The sequence below is a fragment of the Telmatospirillum sp. J64-1 genome, from assembly GCF_006980715.1.
Taxonomy (GTDB): Bacteria; Pseudomonadota; Alphaproteobacteria; order Rhodospirillales; family Magnetospirillaceae; genus Oleiliquidispirillum; species Oleiliquidispirillum nitrogeniifigens.
Genome location: NZ_SBHN01000009.1, coordinates 137,373 through 156,426 on the forward strand (window position 1 = coordinate 137,373; position 19,054 = coordinate 156,426).

Annotated in this window: 18 protein-coding genes and 1 tRNA gene; 9 read left to right on the top strand and 10 right to left on the bottom strand. The window is 66.0% G+C overall.

Translation table 11 applies throughout. The features are described from left to right. Positions 1 to 76: 76 nt before the first annotated feature. A tRNA-Leu gene (locus EPD66_RS10745) sits at positions 77 to 161 on the bottom strand. A gap of 182 nt (positions 162 to 343) precedes the next feature. Between EPD66_RS10745 and EPD66_RS10750 the strand changes: the two genes are divergently transcribed. Next, entirely contained in the window at positions 344 to 1,672 is a 1,329-nt protein-coding gene (locus EPD66_RS10750; RefSeq protein ID WP_142848504.1) for a globin-coupled sensor protein, read from the top strand. A gap of 16 nt (positions 1,673 to 1,688) precedes the next feature. Here the strand turns inward: EPD66_RS10750 and EPD66_RS10755 are convergent, their stop codons facing one another. After that, positions 1,689 to 3,122, bottom strand: coding sequence for a malonyl-CoA decarboxylase (locus EPD66_RS10755; protein ID WP_142848505.1), 1,434 nt, complete (start codon positions 3,120 to 3,122; stop codon positions 1,689 to 1,691). An 80-nt stretch (positions 3,123 to 3,202) separates the two neighbouring features. After that, positions 3,203 to 4,657 (bottom strand): NAD(P)H-hydrate dehydratase, encoded by a 1,455-nt coding sequence (locus tag EPD66_RS10760; RefSeq protein WP_142848506.1) that lies wholly within the window; start codon positions 4,655 to 4,657, stop codon positions 3,203 to 3,205. A gap of 168 nt (positions 4,658 to 4,825) precedes the next feature. Between EPD66_RS10760 and EPD66_RS10765 the strand changes: the two genes are divergently transcribed. The 3 genes from EPD66_RS10765 to EPD66_RS10775 all read left to right on the top strand — a co-directional run bounded on the left by EPD66_RS10765 (position 4,826) and on the right by EPD66_RS10775 (position 7,298). Further along, the gene (locus tag EPD66_RS10765; protein WP_142848507.1) at positions 4,826 to 6,082 is read left to right on the top strand and encodes a D-amino acid dehydrogenase; all 1,257 of its coding nucleotides are present in this window, start codon (positions 4,826 to 4,828) and stop codon (positions 6,080 to 6,082) included. A gap of 86 nt (positions 6,083 to 6,168) precedes the next feature. Further along, positions 6,169 to 6,816, top strand: coding sequence for a ParA family partition ATPase (gene parA / locus EPD66_RS10770; protein ID WP_142848508.1), 648 nt, complete (start codon positions 6,169 to 6,171; stop codon positions 6,814 to 6,816). A 14-nt stretch (positions 6,817 to 6,830) separates the two neighbouring features. Continuing rightward, the gene (locus EPD66_RS10775) at positions 6,831 to 7,298 is read left to right on the top strand and encodes a CopD family protein (protein WP_255448446.1); all 468 of its coding nucleotides are present in this window, start codon (positions 6,831 to 6,833) and stop codon (positions 7,296 to 7,298) included. A gap of 13 nt (positions 7,299 to 7,311) precedes the next feature. Here EPD66_RS10775 and EPD66_RS10780 read toward each other — a convergent pair whose 3' ends face one another. Beyond that, positions 7,312 to 7,788, bottom strand: a complete 477-nt coding sequence (locus tag EPD66_RS10780) for a PA2169 family four-helix-bundle protein (protein ID WP_142848509.1) — start codon at positions 7,786 to 7,788, stop codon at positions 7,312 to 7,314. 10 nt (positions 7,789 to 7,798) lie between these two features. After that, the gene (locus tag EPD66_RS10785; RefSeq protein ID WP_142848510.1) at positions 7,799 to 8,248 is read right to left on the bottom strand and encodes a DUF2243 domain-containing protein; all 450 of its coding nucleotides are present in this window, start codon (positions 8,246 to 8,248) and stop codon (positions 7,799 to 7,801) included. A gap of 182 nt (positions 8,249 to 8,430) precedes the next feature. Here EPD66_RS10785 and EPD66_RS10790 point away from each other — a divergent pair, with 182 nt between their 5' ends. The 5 genes from EPD66_RS10790 to EPD66_RS10810 all read left to right on the top strand — a co-directional run bounded on the left by EPD66_RS10790 (position 8,431) and on the right by EPD66_RS10810 (position 12,274). Continuing rightward, positions 8,431 to 8,955 carry a peptidoglycan-binding domain-containing protein gene (locus EPD66_RS10790; protein ID WP_142848511.1) on the top strand — a complete coding sequence of 175 codons (525 nt, stop codon included), beginning with the start codon at positions 8,431 to 8,433 and terminating at the stop codon, positions 8,953 to 8,955. Positions 8,956 to 9,034: 79 nt separating this feature from the next. Continuing rightward, positions 9,035 to 10,036: a peptidoglycan-binding protein gene (locus EPD66_RS10795; protein ID WP_142848512.1), complete on the top strand. Its 1,002-nt coding sequence runs from the start codon at positions 9,035 to 9,037 to the stop codon at positions 10,034 to 10,036. A 179-nt stretch (positions 10,037 to 10,215) separates the two neighbouring features. After that, entirely contained in the window at positions 10,216 to 10,791 is a 576-nt protein-coding gene (locus EPD66_RS10800; protein WP_221930957.1) for a peptidoglycan-binding protein, read from the top strand. 73 nt (positions 10,792 to 10,864) lie between these two features. Next, complete coding sequence (locus EPD66_RS10805; protein ID WP_142848513.1) at positions 10,865 to 11,125, top strand: hypothetical protein; 261 nt, start codon at positions 10,865 to 10,867, stop codon at positions 11,123 to 11,125. Positions 11,126 to 11,212: 87 nt separating this feature from the next. Further along, a complete protein-coding gene (locus tag EPD66_RS10810; RefSeq protein WP_142848514.1) occupies positions 11,213 to 12,274 on the top strand; it encodes a peptidoglycan-binding protein in 1,062 nt (353 codons plus the stop codon). Between the two features lie 62 nt (positions 12,275 to 12,336). Here EPD66_RS10810 and EPD66_RS10815 read toward each other — a convergent pair whose 3' ends face one another. The 5 genes from EPD66_RS10815 to EPD66_RS10835 form a co-directional block, all read right to left on the bottom strand. Continuing rightward, a complete protein-coding gene (locus EPD66_RS10815) occupies positions 12,337 to 12,810 on the bottom strand; it encodes an MgtC/SapB family protein (RefSeq protein ID WP_142848515.1) in 474 nt (157 codons plus the stop codon). Between the two features lie 74 nt (positions 12,811 to 12,884). Beyond that, positions 12,885 to 15,107 (bottom strand): CHASE2 domain-containing protein, encoded by a 2,223-nt coding sequence (locus EPD66_RS24750; protein WP_304650058.1) that lies wholly within the window; start codon positions 15,105 to 15,107, stop codon positions 12,885 to 12,887. Positions 15,108 to 15,181: 74 nt separating this feature from the next. Beyond that, entirely contained in the window at positions 15,182 to 16,666 is a 1,485-nt protein-coding gene (locus EPD66_RS10825) for an O-antigen ligase (protein ID WP_142848517.1), read from the bottom strand. Further along, positions 16,648 to 17,937 (bottom strand): lipopolysaccharide biosynthesis protein, encoded by a 1,290-nt coding sequence (locus EPD66_RS10830; RefSeq protein WP_142848518.1) that lies wholly within the window; start codon positions 17,935 to 17,937, stop codon positions 16,648 to 16,650. Before EPD66_RS10830 ends, EPD66_RS10825 begins: the two co-directional genes overlap by 19 nt. A 3-nt stretch (positions 17,938 to 17,940) precedes the next feature. Next, positions 17,941 to 19,053, bottom strand: coding sequence for an endo-1,4-beta-xylanase (locus EPD66_RS10835; protein ID WP_142848519.1), 1,113 nt, complete (start codon positions 19,051 to 19,053; stop codon positions 17,941 to 17,943). Position 19,054: the final 1 nt, after the last annotated feature.

Consider the following 19,054-nt stretch of genomic DNA (forward strand, 5'->3'; position numbering starts at 1 on the left):
AAACGTCAAAAAGAGTGGTGATACGCGGCCTTGTGAGCCGCGCGCGACGGGTGGTGCCGGCGCCGGAAGGAACAGCTGGTGCGGGCGAAGGGACTTGAACCCCCATGGCTTGCGCCGCTGGAACCTAAATCCAGTGTGTCTACCAATTCCACCACGCCCGCTTGGGAAAGCGGACCGGCCGCCCCGCCTGAACCCCTGTCTATAACATAGTCACGGAGACGTAAACAGGCAAAAGGGCACACTCCTCTCGCGCCCTGGGTGACCAGGCGGCATTTCTTTTCTTGCAGGTAGAACCGGTTGCGGTAACGTGCGTGCATATAACCTGTGGCGGGAGAATTGAGCGATGGCGGATTATGATCGCACCGGACGGCTGCGCTTTTTGAAGATCGACGACGAGACAACCGGCCTTCTGCGCCAGTTCAGGCCCGTCCTCGAAGCTCATATTGATACCATCCTCGACGATTTCTACCGCCATATCGGCCAGACTGCCGAAATGGCAGCCCTCTTCCCCAATCAGCAGATCATGGACCACGCCCGCAGCATCCAGCGGCGCCACTGGCTCGACAGCGTCTTCGCCGGGGTCTTCGACGAGAATTACTTCCGTCAGGTCACCACCATCGGCCGCACCCATGAACGCATCGGGCTGGAACCGCGCTGGTACATGGCGGGCTATTGCTTCACCCTGAACCGCCTGACGCAGGTGATCGTGCAGCACTGGCGCAAGAAGCCCGAGATGCTGGCCGCCCTGCTCGCCGCCGTTAACAAGGTGGTGTTCCTCGATATGGAACTCGCCATTTCCATCTATATCGACACCACCCGCGAGAGCAACGCCAAGCTGCTCGACGAGCATGCGGTGAAATTCGAGAAGGAAGTCCAGGGACTGGTCGAAATCGTGGCTTCCGCCGCCACGGAACTGCAAAGCACCGCCCGCGCCATGGCCGCGACCGCCGACCAGACCGCCGAGCAGGCCAATCATGTGGCCGATGCCGCCGATCGCGCATCGAGCAATGTCCAGACGGTCGCCTCCGCCGCCGAGGAACTGACCGCCTCGATCAGCGAGATTTCCCGTCAGGTCGCCCAGTCCACCGCCATCACCGGCACGGCCGTCACGGAAGCCCGGCGCACCAATGAACTGGTCGAGGGATTGGCCGAGGCCACCGGGCGTATCGGCGAGGTGGTCCAGCTGATCAGCGACATCGCCAGCCAGACCAACCTGCTGGCGCTGAACGCCACGATCGAGGCCGCCCGCGCCGGGGATGCGGGCAAGGGCTTCGCCGTCGTCGCCAACGAGGTCAAGAGCCTCGCCAACCAGACGGCCCGGGCGACCGAAGAAATCAGCACGCAGATCGGCACCGTGCAGAGCCGCACGCGCGACGCCGTCGGCGCCATCCGCGGCATCGGCGACACCATCGCCAGCATCAACCAGATCGCCTCGGCCATTGCCGCGGCGGTCGAGCAGCAGGGCGCCGCCACCCAGGAGATCGCCCGCAACGTCCAGGAAGCCGCCAGCGGCACCAGCGAAGTCTCCTCCAGCATCGGCCTCGTCACCCAGGCGGCCGGGGAAACCGGTCAGGCCGCCGGCGAGGTGCTGGTCGCCGCCGGGGAATTGTCGCGCCAGTCCGAACGCCTGAACGATCAGGTCAACGGCTTCCTGCGCGATATCCGTTCCTAGCAAGGGAAACGCCCCCTCACCCCTTGAGCAGGGACTTGACGGCGGAGGAGGCAACGATCCTCCCCGCCCCGGTATAGGCTTCGTGATTGGCCTCGATCTCGTTGAGCTTGTAGAGGTAGTTGATCATCATCCCCGCCGACTGGCGCAGTCCCTTGGGCGAAACGTCGCCCAGCCAGTTCAGCCGCTCCATGCGGGCGCCGTTGCTCAGGTGGAAATGCGCCACCGGGTCCAGGGCGCGCCGCCCGCCGCTCCGCTTCTCCTCCATCAGATAGCGGGTGCAGAGGCGCATGAGGATGGGCCGCAGGGCCTCGGCCATCAGCGGATCGCGATACCAGTCGGGCGTGTGCAGCGCATAGGCCAGGCTCCCTTCGCCTTCCATCAGGGTCGTCAGCGTCCGCTGCTCCGCCGGGCTCAGCAGCTTGGGCTCGTCCTGCGTCAGCCGCTCCTCCAGCCAAGCGCAGAAGCCGGGGATCGGCGACAATGTCGCGAAGGTCTTGAGGTTCTTGAATTCCCCGCTCAGGCTGTCGACCACCCGCTTGATCAGGAAATTGCCGAAGCTGATGCCGTCCAGTCCGCGCTGGGCGTTATTGATCGAATAGAAGATGGCGGTGTCGGCGGCATGCGGATCGTCCACCGGTGCCGTTTCGTCGAGCAGAGCCTGGATATTCCCCGACATGCCCTTGACCAGCGCCACCTCGACGAAGATCAGCGGCTCGTCGAGCATACGCGGATGGAAAAAGGCATAGAGGCGCCGGTCCGAATCCAGGCGGTTCTTCAGATCCTGCCAGCTGCGGATAGCATGCACGGCCTCATAAGCCATGATCTTTTCCAGCACGCTGGCCGGTGAACGCCAGGTGATCTGGCGCAATTCCAGGAAGCCCACGTCGAACCAGCTGGCCAGCAGCGCCTTCAGGTCGGCCTCCAGTCCCGCCAGCTTGGCATCCTGGCGGGCCAATGGCTGCAATTCCGCCCGCATGTCGACCAGGAACTTCACCCCCTCGGGCAAGGCATTGAACTGCGTCAGCAATTTCAGGCGCGGGGATTCGAGGGCCGCCCGCAGGTCGCGCTCGGCCGTCGTCCGGTCCCGGTCGTTGCGCGCCGCCGCGACCTTGGCCATGGCGGTGTCCACGGCATCCCGGTCGGTGGCGAATTCGCAGGCGAGGATGGTCAGGAAACGCCGCCGCCCTTCGGGATTGAGGCTGAGATAGGCCCGTCCCAGGGCCGCCGCCCGGCTCCGCGCCGAAACCTCACCGCCACGTCCGGCCAGGCAATCGCGCATCTGGCTGCGCAGGCTTTCCGCATCGCCGTCGGGCAGATCGGGCTGCACCGGAGGCATGACGCCGTTGCGGCTAGGACCGGCGATGTCGCGCCACAGGCCGCGCAGACGGTCGAGAAGACCGGAGCTTACAGGCGCCGAGAGCGGCTTCTGAATTTCCTTCACTTCTTCCATGGAGCCTTTCCCCTGCCTTGTTAAGATGATCGTCGTCGCCCCCCGGTCCCGGCAAGCCGGACAACGGAGGTAACCCCTCATCAAAGGCCCAGGCGCGCTATTACCAAGGGCAGAAACTCCGGAATATCCTCGGCAATCAGCCCCGGCCCCTTTTCCGTGGCGGCCGCGCCATGCAGCCAGACCGCCGCGCAGGCGGCCAGGAAGGGATCGACGCCCTGGGCCAGCAACCCCGCCACCATGCCCGCCAGCACATCGCCGGTCCCCGCCGTGGCGAGGCTGGGCGGGGCATTGGCATTGATGGCCGCCCGCCCGTCGGGAGCGGCGATGACGGTATCCGCGCCCTTCAGCACCATGATTCCTCCCAGGCGCCGTGCGGCCTCCCGCGCCCGGCTCAGGCGGTCGCCGCCGAGATCGGGGAAGAGACGGGCGAATTCGCCGTCATGGGGCGTGAGCACGCATCTTGCAGTGCAGGCCTCGGTCAAGGCCGCGCAATGATCCCCGGCGAAACTGGTGACCGCGTCGGCATCCAGCACGCAGGCCTTGCCCGCCGACAGGGCCGAGAGCACCAGGCGGCGCATCTCCGCCCCCTGCCCTCCACCCGGCCCCAGCAGCACCGCATTACGCCGCCTGTCGCCCAGCAGCTCTTCCCATTGCTCCAGGGGAAGGACGATATTGCCGGGCCGGTCCGCCTGGTAGACGGCCAGAGCTTCGCGCGGCGCCGCCAGGGTCAGCATGCCCGCCCCCATACGCCGTGCCGCCAGGGCGGCCATACGGGCCGCGCCGGTCATCCGGGCACCGCCCACCACCAGCAGATGGCCTCGGTCGTATTTATGGCCCGAGGGATCGGGGCGGGGCATGGCCTGCCGCCAGAGGTCCGGATCGTTGACGAAGTAGGACGGCGCGATCTCCTCCAACACGGCGGAGGGAATGCCGATATCGGCCACCACCACCTCGCCCGCGAGAAGGCGGCCCGGCAACAGCAGATGGCCGGGCTTGCGGCGGAAGAAGGTCACGGTCGCCACCGCCGGGGCCGCAACGCCCAGGACCTGCCCGGTATCGCCCTGCACGCCGCTGGGCATGTCCACCGCCAGCACCGCCAGCCGCCGCCGGACGATCTCCTCGATCACCTGGCGCGCCGTCCCGTCGACCGGGCGCGACAGCCCGGCGCCGAACAGGCAATCCACCACCACCGGATTGCCGGACAGGACGTCCGGCCCCAAAGGCTCCACCCTGCCCCGCCAGCGCGCGGCATGGACGGCCGCATCCCCTTGCAGCGCCGCCCGTTCCCCCAGCAGGGCCAGCCGCACCGGCATTCCCCATCCGGCCAGGAAGCGGGCGGCGACGAAACCATCCCCGCCATTGTTGCCCGGCCCGCACAACACCACCACGGAACGGCGGGGCCAGCGGCGGCGGACTTCCCGCGCCACGCTCCAACCGGCCGCCTCCATCAGGGCCACGCCGGAAATTCCCCGCGCCATGGCCGCCCGGTCGGCGGCATACATCTGGGCAACGGTCAGGAGGGCGGTCTGGTTCATCGGGGCATGTCCAGGTTCGTCGGTCATGTCCAAAGGGTAGTAGCGGAGAAGAGGACTGCCAAGCGGGGCCCGCTCCGCTGCAACGAAAATGTCTCGCAATTCCTGGCTTCGCCGTCAGAAGCGGATTATATAAGGCAAAGCCTCTCACGCGAGTGTCCTGGGGGAGATATGAAAGCTCTGGTCATGGGCGCGGGCGTCGTCGGCGTCACCGCGGCCTGGTACCTTGCCAGAAGCGGCTATGACGTCACGGTGATCGAGCGCCGGGAAGGAGCCGGGCTGGAAACCAGCTTCGCCAATGGCGGGCAGGTCTCGCCCTGCCATGCCGAGCCCTGGGCCAATCCCGGCACGCCGCGCAAGATGCTGAAATGGCTGGGCAAGCCCGATGCCCCGCTGGTCGCCCGCTGGACCCGCTGGGACCCGGCGCTATGGCGCTGGGGCATCAGCTTCCTTGCCAATTGCACCGCCGCCCGCACCGAGATCAATACCGAGCGCACCTTGCGTGTCGCTCTCTATTCCCGCCAATGCCTCAGCGAATTGCGCGAGGAAACGGGAATCCAGTACGACCAGAGCCTGCTGGGCATCCTGCATATCTATCGCGACGAAGCGGAATTCGAGGGCGCCCGCCATGCCGCCGAGACCATGGCCCGCTACGGCCTGGTCCGGCAGGTGAAGACGCCCGCACAGTGCCTGGACATCGAGCCGGCCCTGCGGACGGTCGGCAACCAGCTTGCCGGCGGCATCTTCACCCCGCAGGACGAAAGCGGCGACGCCCATCTGTTCACCACCCGGCTGGCCGGAATGGCGGCTGAGGCTGGTGTGACCTTCTCCTGGAACACCAGCATCCAGGGCTTCGAGCGCGAAGGCGACCGCCTGAGCGCGGTCGTGACCGACAAGGGACGCTTCACCGCCGATGCCTATGTGCTGGCGCTGGCCAGCTATTCTCCCCTGCTCGCCCGCCAGCTCGGCCTGCGGCTTCCCATCTATCCCGCCAAGGGCTATTCGATCACGGCTCCGCTGGACCCGGACCGGCATATCGCCCCCCGGGTCAGCATCACCGACGACGAGAACAAACTGGTCTTCTCGCGCCTGGGCAACCGCCTGCGCGCCGCCGGTACCGCCGAAATGGCCGGATGGGATGCCAGCCTGACCGAAATCCGCGCCCAGACGGTACTGCGCAAGACGCGGGAACTCTTTCCCCAGGGGGCCGAGTACGACCGCACCGAATTCTGGGCCGGATTGCGCGCCGTCACGCCCGACAGCGTGCCCATCCTTGGCGCCACGCCCGTCCGCAACCTGTGGCTGAACACCGGCCACGGCACGTTGGGCTGGACCATGGCCTGCGGCGCGGGACGGCTGCTCGCCGACCTGATCGCCGGACGCAAACCCGACATCGATCCCGGCGGCTTGGGGCTTGACCGCTTCTAAACCAGCGGTTTTCACCCGGTCCGCTTGCAAAACGGCATAAGAAGCGTAGGGTCTAGCCTATCGCGGAAGTTTGAGGGGGAAGAGACATGACGGCTCTTGCCGTGACCATTGCGCAGCAGAAGGGGGGCGCCGGCAAGACGACGCTGGCGGCGCAACTGGCCGTGACCTGGTCGCATTCCGGGCATCGCGTCGTGATGGTCGACGTCGATCCCCAGGGCAGCCTATCGGCCTGGTACCGCCTGCGCCAGGAGATCCTGGGCGAGGAAGCGGGCGGATTGCATCTGGTCGAGGTCGCCGGCTGGAAGCTGTCCACCGAATTGGACCGCCTGCGCGGAAAATACGACATGGTGGTGATCGACAGCCCGCCCCATGCCGAGACCGATGCCCGCGTCGCCGTACGCGCCGCCGATGTGGTGGTGGTGCCGGTCCAGCCCAGTCCCATGGACCTGTGGGCGACGCGCCCGACCCTGGACATGGCGCAGAAGGAGAAAGCCGCGGCGGTGCTGGTGCTCAACCGCATGCCGCCGCGCGGCCGCCTGTCCGACGTGGTGCGCAGCAAGCTGGCGGAATTGAACGTGCCCCTGGCCAACAGCCAGATCGGCAACCGCATGGCCTTCGCCGCCTCGATGATGGAAGGCAAGGGCGTGGTGGAAACCCATGCCCGCGACACCGCCGCCGCCGAGATCCAGGCCCTGGCGCTGGAGATCATGGGCCGCCTGCGCAACGCGGCCTGAAAAGGATACGCCCCTTGAGTCTGCTTCCCTGGGTCCTGGCCCTGCACACCCTGGCCGCCGTCATCTGGGTCGGCGGCATGTTCTTCGCCCATATGCTGCTGCGCCCTGCCCTCGGCGACCGCCAGCCCGCCGACCGGCTGGGATTGTGGCGCCAGGTCCTGCCGCGCTTCTTCCGCTGGGTGTGGCTGTCCATCGCCACGCTGCTGGTGACGGGGTATGGCGTGGTGCTGTGGGGCTATGGCGGCTTCGGCAACCTGCCGCCCCATGTCGACATCATGCAGACGACCGGATTGATGATGATGGCGCTTTACGCCTATCTCTTCTTCCTGCCCTGGCGCGCCTTCCGGCGCAGCTTCGACAAGGGTGAACTGGCCGGAGCGGCCGGCCAGCTGGGGAAGATCCGGCAGATCATCACCATCAACCTTCCCCTCGGCCTGTTCACCACCGCCGTGGGCGCCACCGGCGGCTTCTGGACGTATTGAAGCCCGGCAGCCTCTAGCGCCGCCCCCAGGTCCGGCGCGTCTCGCTCAGCGTATGGATGCGGTCGCGGGCCTCGCGCACGCGGATGAAATGCCGCTCGACCAAGGGCCGCAGCTCCCCCTCCAGGCCTGAATCCAGCACGTCCTCGAACTCTCTTTGCACCCAGTTCTCGCTGCGGTCCAGTTCGTCCAGGGCCGCCTGGGTGTCGTCGGTGCTCAGCGCCGCATGCAGCTTGACCCAGCCGGTGAAGACATTGCTCATCAGCGTCGGCTGGTCTTCCCTCTCGCCGCCCAGGCTCCGGGCGATCTCTCCCAGTTCGTTGGCCATATCGGCGCGCTGCTGCGCCAGTTGCTCGAACATGACGCGGGTATCGTCGTCATCGTGCACCACCTCGGCGGCGGTGCGGTAGCCCTGCTCGCCGTCCCGGCAGGCCTGGGCCAGGCGGGTCAGCGCCTTGGCAGGGTCGAAAACGGTTTCGTCCTTTCGCATCATCCCCTCCTTCCTACTGCCATCCGGTGCGCCGGATCAGCAGCCAGCCCAGCCCCAGCAGGGCGAACGCCCCCAGCAGATAAGTCATGTCCCAGACCAGCCTGTCGGGTCCCGGGCGTAGATTGTGCAATTGCAGGACATGATGGAACAGCAGGGCCTTGGTGGCGGCGAACAGCCCCATGCCCAGGATCACCGACCCGGCCAGCAAACGGTTCGAACGGCTGACCAGCGGATTGCGCATGCCGTTCCACAGCATGCCCAGGCCGATGACCAGGACCAGCAGGAAGCCCCCCAGCCACACTCCATCCGCCATGCCGCCCGCCGGGATCAGGCGATGCCATTGCAGCAGGTGACGGAAGACGGCGGCATCGGCCAGTCCGCCGAAGCCCAGCCCGATCATCGCCCCGGCGCGGATCAGCGGCCCGCGCAGCCAAATGGTGCTCATGCTGTGAAGTCTGGTCATGGCCGCTTCTCCCCTTCCTCTGCCAAGACCAACGCTTGCGCGCGCGACAGGTTCCCGAACGGAGAAGACGGCCAGTTTTTTCGGCGAGCCGGAACAAGGCTGGCGGTTTACGCATTTACCCAGACAACGATGCCCGAATGCACGGCGGAACGCCAAAGGGCTAACCACCGAGGAGGTTTCGTATGAAATCGATGCTACCCCTGGCGTTAGCAGGCGCCATTGTCGCCAGTCCGGCTTTTGCCGCTGGCCAGGGCGGACAGCAGACCGGGACCGTCGGTGCCTATGAAGGCCCTCAGACCGGTCAGGTCGAAGAGCAACACCAGGACCAGCAGCAGGGCGCCATGACCGATCTGGAAGCCGGTCCGCAGGCAGCCCTGGACTACGACTTCGTCCGCAACATCCAGGAACAGCTTCAGCAGCAGGGCTATGACATCGGCGAAGCCGATGGCCAGTGGAGCGAACAGACCGCCAGCGCCCTGCAGCAATTCCAGCAGGATAACAACATCGAGCCTTCAGGCCAGATCGGCCTGGAGACATTGGCGGCACTGGGTGTCGGCGATGACATCCAGGCGGCAGGCGTACCCGAAGACGACCAGCAGTTCGGTCAGCCCGGCGATGACCAGCCGAGTGCCGAGCCGGGTATCGGCGAAAGCCCCGGCCTGGAGCAGGACATGAACGAGCCGGCCCCCGGTGGCGGCTCTCCGTAACGCTCCGACCGCTATTCCGGTCCCATGGGCAAGGCCCGGCCTTTCCCATGCGGCAGTTCTCTAGAAGGAGGAAAAGGTCATGAGAGGTCCCGTTTCCATCGCCGTCGCTACTCTTTTCCTTGCCGGCACGGCGTATGCGCAAGGCGCGCAGGTCGGCCAGGAAGGCGGCTTCCCGCAGCAGATGGGCCAGCCCGGCATGCAATCGGAGCAGCAGATTACTGAGCCGATGCAGCAGCAGCAGTTCAGCCAGCCGAGCCAGCAGCAATTGGGCCAGCAGGATCAATTCGGCCAGCAGGATCAATTCGGCCAGCAGGGCCAGTATGGTCAGCAGGACCAGTACGGCCAGCAGCAGCAATTCGGCATGGGCCAGGACGAGGGGATCCCCGGGGAAGAGAATCAGGCCCTTGATCCCGAACTGGTGAAGGAATTGCAGTCGCATCTGCAGGAACAGGGCTACGAAGTCGGCCAGATCGACGGCATCTGGGGTCCGCGGACCCGCGATGCCCTGCGTGAATATCAGTCCGCCCAGGGCATGGACGCCACCGGCCAGATCAACCGCGATTTCCTGGCCGAACTGGAACAGATGGAAGGCGCCCCCCAGGCCGCTGAAGCCGGCCAGCCGGATCAACAGCCGCCCGGCCAGCAGGACCAGCAGGCCGGCCAACAGGAAGAGCCGCCCGCTCCCCAGGACCAGCAAGCCGCCGCGCCGCAGGATCAGCCTCCCGGCCAGCAGGAACAGCAGGCCGCGCAGCAAGGCCAGCAGCAGCCTGGGCAGCAGGAGCAGCAGGCGGCCAGCCTGGAAGCCGATGAACAATTCGTCCGCCGTCTGCAGGAACAGCTGCAGCAGGAAGGATATGACATCGGCGAGGTCGATGGCATCTGGGGTCCGCAAACCGCCAGTGCCCTGGAACAGTATCAGCAGGAAAACGACCTGCCCAATACCGGCCGCCTGAACAGCGAAACCATTGCTTCGCTGGGCCTTGAGGAAGACGGTGACGTCCAGGCTGCCGAAACTCCAGAAGAAGACAATCAGCAGCCCGGTGCTGGTGAAGAACCGCCGCCTCCTCCCGGCGCCAACTAACAAATTCGCGTTTTATTACGCCTGACGACGCGGGGTGGCCGAAAGGTTTCCCCGCGTTCTACTTTCGGACTAGGGAACACCCTGGGGGAACTAGGCGTTTATTTTCAAGAAGGCTGTATCGTTGGCGGCGCATCGCCAGAAGGCGGTTGCTGCCGTCCCTTGTACAAAGGAGACGACAAATGAAGGGTACCCTTTCGCTCGCCGCGGCCGGCCTCATCCTGGCCGGCACCGCTTATGCTGCTGGGATGGAGCAGCATTCCGGCAGCCAGGTCCAGCAGCAAGGCGGCCAGCAGCAGACCGGTCAAGTGAGCGGCCAGCAGCAGGCCCTGCATCCCGAGATGGTCAGCCAGGTCCAGGCCCAGCTGCAGCAGCAGGGCTACAATGTCGGTCCGATCGACGGCATCTGGGGTCCCCAGACCCGTTCGGCCCTGATGCAGTTCCAGGCTGACCGCGGGCTTCCCGTGACCGGTCAACTCGAACCCCAAACCTTGGCCTCGATCTCGCAGGGGGGCAGCCAGGTGGGCCAGACCGGCCAGGTCGGCGGCCAACAGGGCGGCTTCACCGGCCAGCAGCAGGGCGGCGTGCCGGGCTTCGACGAAGCCCCGCCGGCCCAGCATTACGATACCGGCGATAGTGGCGTCGGTGAACTCGGCCAAGGTTCTCCACTGCTGCGCGACACCCACGGCCATAGCGACAACGGTGCTGGCGGAACCGGTGGCGGCGGAACCGGTGGTGGTACGGGCGGTTCCAACTAAGGCCAGCCTGCCCGGGGTGGCGGTCCATGACCGCCACCCGTTTTTCAGAACATATTCCCGAGGAGGCTCTTTCATGAAGTTGCGTTCATTGACGCTGGTCGTCGGCGCCGCCACCTTGCTGGCTGCCTGCGGCCAGCTGATGGGGGGCGACCAGCAGGCCCAGGATCCCTTTGCCGCGCCCCAGACCTCCCAGCAGCAATCCGGCTTGGACACCTCACCCCAGACTCCGCAGACGACCGAACCGATGCAGCAGCAGCAATTCATTCAGCCGGATGGAGAGGTTGGAGAACCGACCTACGGCACCACCCAGCCCGGAACTCAATCCGGATGGTAAAGACTTTTCAGGCACGGCCCCGATCATTCGGGGTCGTGTCCTTCATTTGATACTTTCACATTCCAAAGGCATTGCAGGAGGCTAGACATGAAACTGGCACCGACCCTGGCGGGGCTCGGCCTCGTCTGCCTGGGGGCTGCCTGCGCACCCTTGACCGGTGGCGGGCAACAGGCGGAAGCCCAGCCCCAATTCGCTCAACCCGAACAGGCCCAGCAGCAGGGAATGGCGGGAACGCAGCAGGATCTCTACGGTCAAGGCGCCGGCGCCGCGCCCGGCCAGCAGCAGGCCATGGCAGGCCAAGACATCCAATTCCAGGATTCCGGCATCCAGATCTCGCAGCTGGACGCCAATCTCAGCCCCTATGAGCAGCGCGTGGTGCAGGAAGGCAGCGTAGGCCTCGACCGGGAAGTCGTCGCCATGGTCGAAGAACGCCTGCAGCAGCGCGGCCACAATGTTCCGGTCAATGGCGTGCTGGATGATCAGACCCGCAATGCCGTCCTGAATTTCCAGAGCAACGAGGGCCTGCGCCCGACCGGCCAAGTCGATCTTTCCACCTTGGATGCGCTCGGTATCCAGGTCCAGGCCGTCGGTGAGATGGTGGCGATGGGACCGGCGAGCGAAGACCTGCAGGCGCAGCAGCAATCCGCGCCCATGGCCGCCGCCCCCTTGGCGGCGACCGCCGCCACCGCGCCCTTCTGGGACCAGGAAGCGCAGCATTTCGACACCGGCTATAGCGGGGTTGGGGAATTGGGGCAGGGCTCGCCGCTGCTGCGCGACACCCACACGCATAGCGACAGCGGCGATGCCTCCAATGGCGGGACCGGCGGTGCGGCTGGCGCGGCCGGTGCCGCCGCCGCTGGCGGAACCGGCGTTGCCGGAACGGCCACGAGTGTCGGCAGTGCCTCCGGCGACGCGGTGAGCGGCGTCAGCATGAGCGTGGATGATTCCGGCAACGTGACCGGCGAGGCCGCCGACGCGACCGGCACGAGCGCCACTGGCACCGATAGCGCGACCGGCACGGGCAGCGGCACCGGTACGGATAGCGGTACCGGCACGAGCAGCGCCACCGATACGGACAGCGATAGCGATACCAGCAGCGCTGCCGACGATGCCGGGACGAGCGGCAGCGACACGGGCTGCTGCGGCTAAGTCCCCTCTTTCCTGTTCCGGCCCCCGCCGCCCATCGCGGCGGGGGCTGTGGTTCTCAGCGTCTATTCCTTCTGTTTCGGCTGGATGAACAGGTGCTCGACCCAACGCAGGACGGTCAAGATGACGATCGCGAAGATGAAGGCGATGATGGCGACGACATAAAAACCGCCACCGCAAGCCAGACCGATCGTACCGCAGATCCAGATATTCGCGGCCGTCGTCATATGCTGGACCCGTCCCCGGCCCTGAATGATCACTCCGGCCCCCAGGAAACCGATCGCCCCGACCACGCCTTCGATGGCGCGCAAGGGATCGGCCTGGCTCGATCCCTTCAGCTCATCCACCGAATAATAGAGTTCGAAGGCGACCAGAGTGGTCAAAGCCGCACCCAGCGAGACGAGCATCGAGGTGCGCAGGCCGGCGGGCTTTCTATTCAGTTCCCGATCCAGGCCCAGCAGCATGCCCAGCAGCACGGCGAGGCCGAGCCGGGTAACGATCTCGTACAGGTCGGCATTGGTGGCAAGCTCGATCTCCATCCCCTTCAGATGGCCCCCTCCTCCCCGATCGTCATTCACGCGATCGGAGAGGCCCCGCGCTCCTTCGGTCGAATCTATTTGGAGGTGGCGACGAAGACCCCATCCCATTGGGCGCCGGGAGGGGCGGCCTCATAGGCCTGGATGCGCTCTTCGTAAAGATCGTAGAGCCCGTCAAGGTCATACACGCCTCCCAACTCGCGGCAGCGCGGAATCAGACCCCGCGCCACGCCCCAGTTCTGGGCGCGATAGGCTGCCAGCATGGCTTCATGGGCCTGTTCCAAAGCCTGGAAACCAGGAGTGACGGCTTCGGCGCGATCACCCAGCAGGGCATAGATACGCACCGCCTCGGTCTTGCCCTTGACCTTGATCAGGTCCAGTTCGAGCGTGGCATAGCCAGGGGCGCGTTCCCAGGTATTCTCGCCGATGACCACGGTCACGCCATAGGGCTTGGACTGGCCCTCCAGACGCGAGGCCAGATTGACGGTGTCGCCCAGCACCGAATAATCGAAGCGCTGGTCCGACCCCATGTTGCCCACGCAGACCTCGCCGGAATTGAGGCCGATGCCGATATTGATGGGCACATGGCGCCGTCCCTCTGCCTTGGCCTCCTCCTCCAGTTCGCGGTTCAACGGCTCCAGCCGGGCCTTCATCGCCAGGGCGGCCTCGCAGGCATGGGCGGCGTGGTCGGGATCGTCCAAAGGCGCATTCCAGAACGCCATGATGGCATCGCCCATATATTTGTCGATGCAGCCCTGCCGGCTCAGAATCACATCGGTCATGGGGGTAAGGAAGCGGTTCATGAACCGGGTCAGCCCCTCGGCATCGAATTGTTCCGAGATCGTAGTGAAGCCGCGCACATCGGCAAAAAGCAGCGTCATGTCGCGCATCTCGCCACCCAGCTTCAGTTGCTCGGGATGCTGGGCCAACCGTTCAACCAAGGCCGGGGACATATAGCGCGAGAAGGCGCCACGAACCTGGCGCCGCTGTGCTTCCTCGCGGGCATAGCCGGCATAGGTCAGCATCATGTAAAGGACCAGCGAGGTCAGGATCGGCAGGACGGGATCGTAGAGCTTCAATTCCGTGGTGAAGCTGTACCAGGACCAGCCGGCGATGCCCGAGGCCGCCACCAGGAACAGCACCAGCGTCGAACGCGCGCCGACCAGCGGCACCAGCAGAATCATCAACAGGCCGACGCCGAGCATGGCGAAAATCTCGACGGCGGCGGCATCGGCCGGCTGCTGCAACTGGGTGCCGAACATGATCGTCTCGATCATCTGTGCATGAAGTTCGACGCCGGGGATGTTGCGCTCCAGCGGCGTGGAGCGGATATCGAGCAGCCCCGCCGCCGAAGTGCCGACCAGAACCATCTTTCCGGCCACGCGCTCGGGCGGCATGCTGCCGTTCAGCACATCCCGGGCGGAGATGTATTTGCTGTGGTCGCTATGGGCGGCATAGATCCAGATGCGGCCATGGCCGTCGGTACGGACGGTACTGGGCCGCACCACCAGGCCCTGCATCCCCGCCACCGGGTCCAGGCGGGTCGCCAGGGACTGGTTGCCGGTGGCGACGCGCAGCATCTCGATCGCCAGGGAGGGATAAAGCCGCTCCTCGACCCGCACCAGCGCCGGTACGCGGCGGACGATGCCGTCGATTTCGGCGGTGGTGTTGAATATTCCCAGCCCTGCCGCCTGTTCCTCCAGCACCGGAAGATTGCGCAGCAGCGAGGGATAGGCGGTCAGCCACGGGCGCGGATCGCCGCCCAGTTCGGCAATAGAAATCATCCGGCCATCGGGTCGGCCGCGACGGGCATCTGAAATGCCCGTCTGTCCCAGGACCACGGGCATACGCGCGATAGCCTGGGCGAAAACCTCATCATTGCTGGGCAGGGTCTTCAGGCGCTCGGCCAGATCTGTGTCCAGTTCGGCCACGGTCTGGGCGAAGGCCGCCGGGGACGCACGGTCCTCCTCGGGAAAGATGACGTCGAAGCCGACCACCGCCGCCCCGCTCAGGCGCAGCTTGTCGAGCAAGTCGGCCAGCACCGTGCGCGGCCAGGGCCATTGGCCGAACTCCTCCAGGCTGGCTTCGTCGATATCGACGATGGCGATGGGCGTGTCTGGCGGCGTCTCGCGGGGCTTGATCTTCTGGTAGAAGTCGAAGGTCTTGGCGCGGGAAAGTTCCAGCACCTCGAAATCCGCCACCCTCACCCAGACCATCAGGCCCAGCAGCACCAGCGCCAAGGCCCGGCCACCGCCAAACTGGCCGCGCCACCAAGCGCCGCTGGCCCATCTAGACTTCACCGCCATTCCCCCTGCCCCCAAAGAGCGTCCGGTATCCGACGCAGATTATACGTCTTTGGGGGGAGCCGCCACCGTCAGGCTGCCTGGGCTCTCCGGCTGCGGGAGCCGGCCAGTTTGGCCGCCGGGACCGCCATCGCCATGACCACGAACCACAGGAAGGTTTCCGTCCCAGGCAGGTTGGACAGGAAAGCCTGTTCGGTCACGCCCAGGATCAGCAGATAGATCAGGATCGTGTCGCGCATCAGCGAGGGCGCCTTCAGGAAGCGCAGCACCTGGAACAGCAGGGCCAGCATCATCAGCACGAAGCCGACGATGCCGAGATAGAGCAGCGCCTGGAGATAGACGTTATGGGCATGGGCCAATGCCCAGAGGCCGAAATTGCCGAGCAGCACCAAGCGGGCCGAAGCATGGCCGTGGCCGAAGATGGGTTCGGCGGAAATGCGCTCCAGCACGAAGGCCCAGATATCGACGCGTCCGGTCAGGGTCACGACCTCGGTCGCCCGTCCGGAACGGCTGAACAGGGCCAGGATGTTGTCGGGCATGATGGCCTGCATCCCGGCCAGCGCCGCCACCATCAGCAATGCGGTTCCCACGGCCAGGGCGATGGGCAGGGCATAGAGGATCAAACCCCGCTTATGCACCCATGCGATGATAAAGCCCGCCGTCATGGCCACGGCCGCCATACGCGACTGGGTCAACAGCAAGGTCACCACGGCGGCGGCCAGCATGACCAGGAACAGCCATTTTCCCCGCCTGACCCGTCCCATCAGCAGCAGGCAGACCAGCGCGAACTGGACCGAGGCCTGTGCCAGGGATACCGGATGGCCGGTGATGCCGCGCAGGCGGTCGGCCTCGCCGGTGCTGCCTTCAGAAACTTCGGCGAAGCTGACGCCATAGATGGGGTAGATGGCCAGGGACAGCAGCACCAGGGCCCCAAGCCCCAGCGCCAGGCCTTGCAGCAGCTGCGTCTCGTCCAGACGGTCCACGGCCGCCAGCGCGAAGAGGAAGAAGCAGATATAGCCCAGCGACGACAAAGCCGTGTATCCCGTCACCGGCGACCATAGGGTGGACATGGTCAGGAACAGGATAAACAACGCCCCAAACATCACCGGCGGATGGGCCAGATATTTGGCGGTGCGCTGCAATTGCCAGATGCCGATGGCACCCGCGATCACCCAGACCCCGCCCTTCATCATCACCTGCCAGTCCACCGACCCGTCGTTCCAGGCACGCGAACGGAACTGGGAGACGGTGAGGAACAGCATCAGGCCCATGAAGCCGATATAGGCTTCCGCCCGGCCCCGCAGCAGCGACAGCCCTACCGGCACCAGCATCAGGCCGCCGGCGAAGACCAGCGGCAGGGCGAGGAGCAGCGGCGTCTGCGGCGAAAGGCGGAGCACCAGCAGCAGGCAGGCCACGAAGCCCAGCAGGGACACCGCCAGGATCGCCACCATGGCTCCCCGGGGCGGCGGCGGTGCGGATGTCCTGCGCAGCGGAGCGGCCGGCGCGGCAAGGTCCTGGGCGGCGATGTCGGGGGAAGTCAGTTGGGAGCCTGGCATCGGGTTACCTTTGCAAGCAGGAAGACGGCAAAGAGACCGGAGACCACCCAGCCCAGCAACAGGCCCGTCATGGCCCCCGCCACGCCCATCTTGGGCACCAGGATCAGGGTGGCGATGGTGCACAGCACGGCCCCGATGATCCGCCCCTTGAACAGCAGGTCGGGACGCTTGACCAGGAACAGCCCGGTCTCGAAGGGATAGACCGCCAGGTTCATGACCGCGAAGGCGATCCAGAAATACATCAGATAGGCGTAGTCGGCGTAGCGCTCGCCATAGACCAGGGCCTCGGCCTGGGGCGCGAAGAACAGCATCAGCAAGATATAGGGACCGGCCATGGCGAACAGTGCCGCCGTGGTGGCGCGCAACTGCCGCTTCATGCCGGGCAGGCCGTTGCGGGCCATCTCGCGGGCCGCGCGCGGCTTGTCGAAATTGTCGATGGCGGTGCCCAGCGTCATGACCGGCTGGGTGAAGTTGCGCATGGCCTGGTAGGCGGCGACGGGCACCGGCCCGGCCAGGAAGCCCAGAATCAGCGGCGGCAGATGATTGTAACCGTTATAGGCCAGGTTGCTGAGCATGGACCAGGACAGGTAGCTCCCCAGTTCCGCCAGGAAGGCACGGAAGCTGCGCGGCTTGGGCGCCCCCTTGCGGCTGGCCAGAACCTTGGGCAGGCAGACCAGGGCGGCGGCCAGATTGGCGGCGGCGAAACCGGCGAAGGCCCAGAAGACGGCATGGGTGTGGATCGCCCAGACCAGACCCAGCACATAGACGGCGCAATAGGCCACGGCCGCCATCACCACCCGCACCGGATCGTGCAGCTGGATGATCCAGCGCCGCAGGAATTCGTACAGGAATCCCGCCGGCACGAAGACCATCGCGGCCACCAGGGCCTGCGCCATCCATTCCCGGCCGCCCAACGGCATCACCGTGGCCGCGGCCAAGCCCAGCAGCAGCGTGCAGGCGGCCATGACCAGCAGGTTGAGGCTGTTCCACAGCCGCCCTTCCCGCTTCAGTTCCTCGCGATCCGCCGTGTGGATGACGAAGGGTACCACCACGATCGAGCGGTGCAGGTTCAGCAGGAACATGTAGGAGATGTAGGCGAAGGAGAAGGCCCCGAAATGCGCCTCTGGAAAGCTGCGCGCCAGGGTCAGGATGACGGCGAAATTAGTGGCGGACAGCAGCCCCTGTTCGAGCAGGGACAGGCCGCGCACGGGGTCCGCGAACAGACCGGTGATGCGGCGGACGTTGCGGACGACGAGTGCACCTGTCGACATCGTTCAGGCCACATCCTTGGCAAGAACCGCCGCCAGGGCGTCGTAGAGGGGCTTGGGGCGCAATTCGTCGTCGAACAGCAGGGGCCGGGCCTGTGGGTCCCTTTCCCGCCGCCAGGAATACTTGTCGCTGAGGCACCAGGTGATGACGGTATCGCAGCGGGAATTGGCCAGCACCGTTTCCAGATAGTCCCGCGCCAGGGCGGCCGCGGCCTCGTCCCCGCGCCGCCCGCCGACGCGGTCGGTCCGGATTTCCAGTTCGGTCACGATGGGCTTGATGCCCAGATCCTCGACCTCGCGCAGGAAGGAGACGAGATTGCCGGCATGCCAGCCGTCGCCGACGCGCAGGTGGGATTGCATGCCCAGGGCATGGATCGGCGCTCCCGCCGCCTTGGCCCGTTCCAGCAGCTTCAGCACCGCGACGCGGCGGCGGCGGTTCCAGCGGTCGTCATGCTCGACGCCGTAATCGTTATAGACCAGTTCGGCCTCCGGAGCATGACGCGCCGCCTCCTTGAACGCCGCCGCCACGTAATCGACACCGGCGGCACGCAGCCAGGGAGAATTGCGCATCCCGTCGGGCCGCCCATGCTCGGGTTCGACCGCCTCGTTCACGACGTCCCAGGAATAGGCCACGTCGCGGTAGCGCGGGATCATGCGGGCGAAGTGGTCGGCCATGAGGCGCTGCCAATTCTCCACCCCCAGGATTTCCGGCAGCCATTTCGGCATGTTGCGGTACCAGATCAGGGTATGGCCGCGCATCTTCATGCCGTGCTGGCGGGCGAAATCGGCCAGCTGGTCGGCGGCCTGGAAGGTGACGACGCCACGCGTCTGCTCGATCTGGCCCCATTTCATCTGCCATTCCGGCACCAGCACGGCGCATTCGCGCGCCACCAGTTCCCGGTAGGGCGGATCGTATTCCAGATGTGTTGTGACGACCGCCGTACCGAACAGGCGGCCCTGGGCACAGGCGGCTGCCCGCAAGCTTCCCCCGGCCGGAGCCGTACAGACCTTCTCGACGATGCGTTGCGCAGCCAAGGCGGCCTGGGGCCGCGCCATCGCGACGGCGGCGGCGCCCCCGGCAAGCAGGGAACAGACCTGACGACGACCTAGGTTGGGCATG

Excerpts from the sequence above, each read along its gene's own strand:
- EPD66_RS10750 (WP_142848504.1), top strand. The coding sequence starts at position 344 with ATGGCGGATTATGATCGCACCGGACGGCTGCGCTTTTTGAAGATCGAC.
- EPD66_RS10755 (WP_142848505.1), bottom strand. The coding sequence starts at position 3,122 with ATGGAAGAAGTGAAGGAAATTCAGAAGCCGCTCTCGGCGCCTGTAAGC.
- EPD66_RS10760 (WP_142848506.1), bottom strand. The coding sequence starts at position 4,657 with ATGAACCAGACCGCCCTCCTGACCGTTGCCCAGATGTATGCCGCCGAC.
- EPD66_RS10765 (WP_142848507.1), top strand. The coding sequence starts at position 4,826 with ATGAAAGCTCTGGTCATGGGCGCGGGCGTCGTCGGCGTCACCGCGGCC.
- parA (WP_142848508.1), top strand. The coding sequence starts at position 6,169 with ATGACGGCTCTTGCCGTGACCATTGCGCAGCAGAAGGGGGGCGCCGGC.
- EPD66_RS10780 (WP_142848509.1), bottom strand. The coding sequence starts at position 7,788 with ATGATGCGAAAGGACGAAACCGTTTTCGACCCTGCCAAGGCGCTGACC.
- EPD66_RS10785 (WP_142848510.1), bottom strand. The coding sequence starts at position 8,248 with ATGACCAGACTTCACAGCATGAGCACCATTTGGCTGCGCGGGCCGCTG.
- EPD66_RS10790 (WP_142848511.1), top strand. The coding sequence starts at position 8,431 with ATGAAATCGATGCTACCCCTGGCGTTAGCAGGCGCCATTGTCGCCAGT.
- EPD66_RS10795 (WP_142848512.1), top strand. The coding sequence starts at position 9,035 with ATGAGAGGTCCCGTTTCCATCGCCGTCGCTACTCTTTTCCTTGCCGGC.
- EPD66_RS10800 (WP_221930957.1), top strand. The coding sequence starts at position 10,216 with ATGAAGGGTACCCTTTCGCTCGCCGCGGCCGGCCTCATCCTGGCCGGC.
- EPD66_RS10805 (WP_142848513.1), top strand. The coding sequence starts at position 10,865 with ATGAAGTTGCGTTCATTGACGCTGGTCGTCGGCGCCGCCACCTTGCTG.
- EPD66_RS10810 (WP_142848514.1), top strand. The coding sequence starts at position 11,213 with ATGAAACTGGCACCGACCCTGGCGGGGCTCGGCCTCGTCTGCCTGGGG.
- EPD66_RS10815 (WP_142848515.1), bottom strand. The coding sequence starts at position 12,810 with ATGGAGATCGAGCTTGCCACCAATGCCGACCTGTACGAGATCGTTACC.
- EPD66_RS10825 (WP_142848517.1), bottom strand. The coding sequence starts at position 16,666 with ATGCCAGGCTCCCAACTGACTTCCCCCGACATCGCCGCCCAGGACCTT.
- EPD66_RS10830 (WP_142848518.1), bottom strand. The coding sequence starts at position 17,937 with ATGTCGACAGGTGCACTCGTCGTCCGCAACGTCCGCCGCATCACCGGT.
- EPD66_RS10835 (WP_142848519.1), bottom strand. The coding sequence starts at position 19,053 with ATGCCCAACCTAGGTCGTCGTCAGGTCTGTTCCCTGCTTGCCGGGGGC.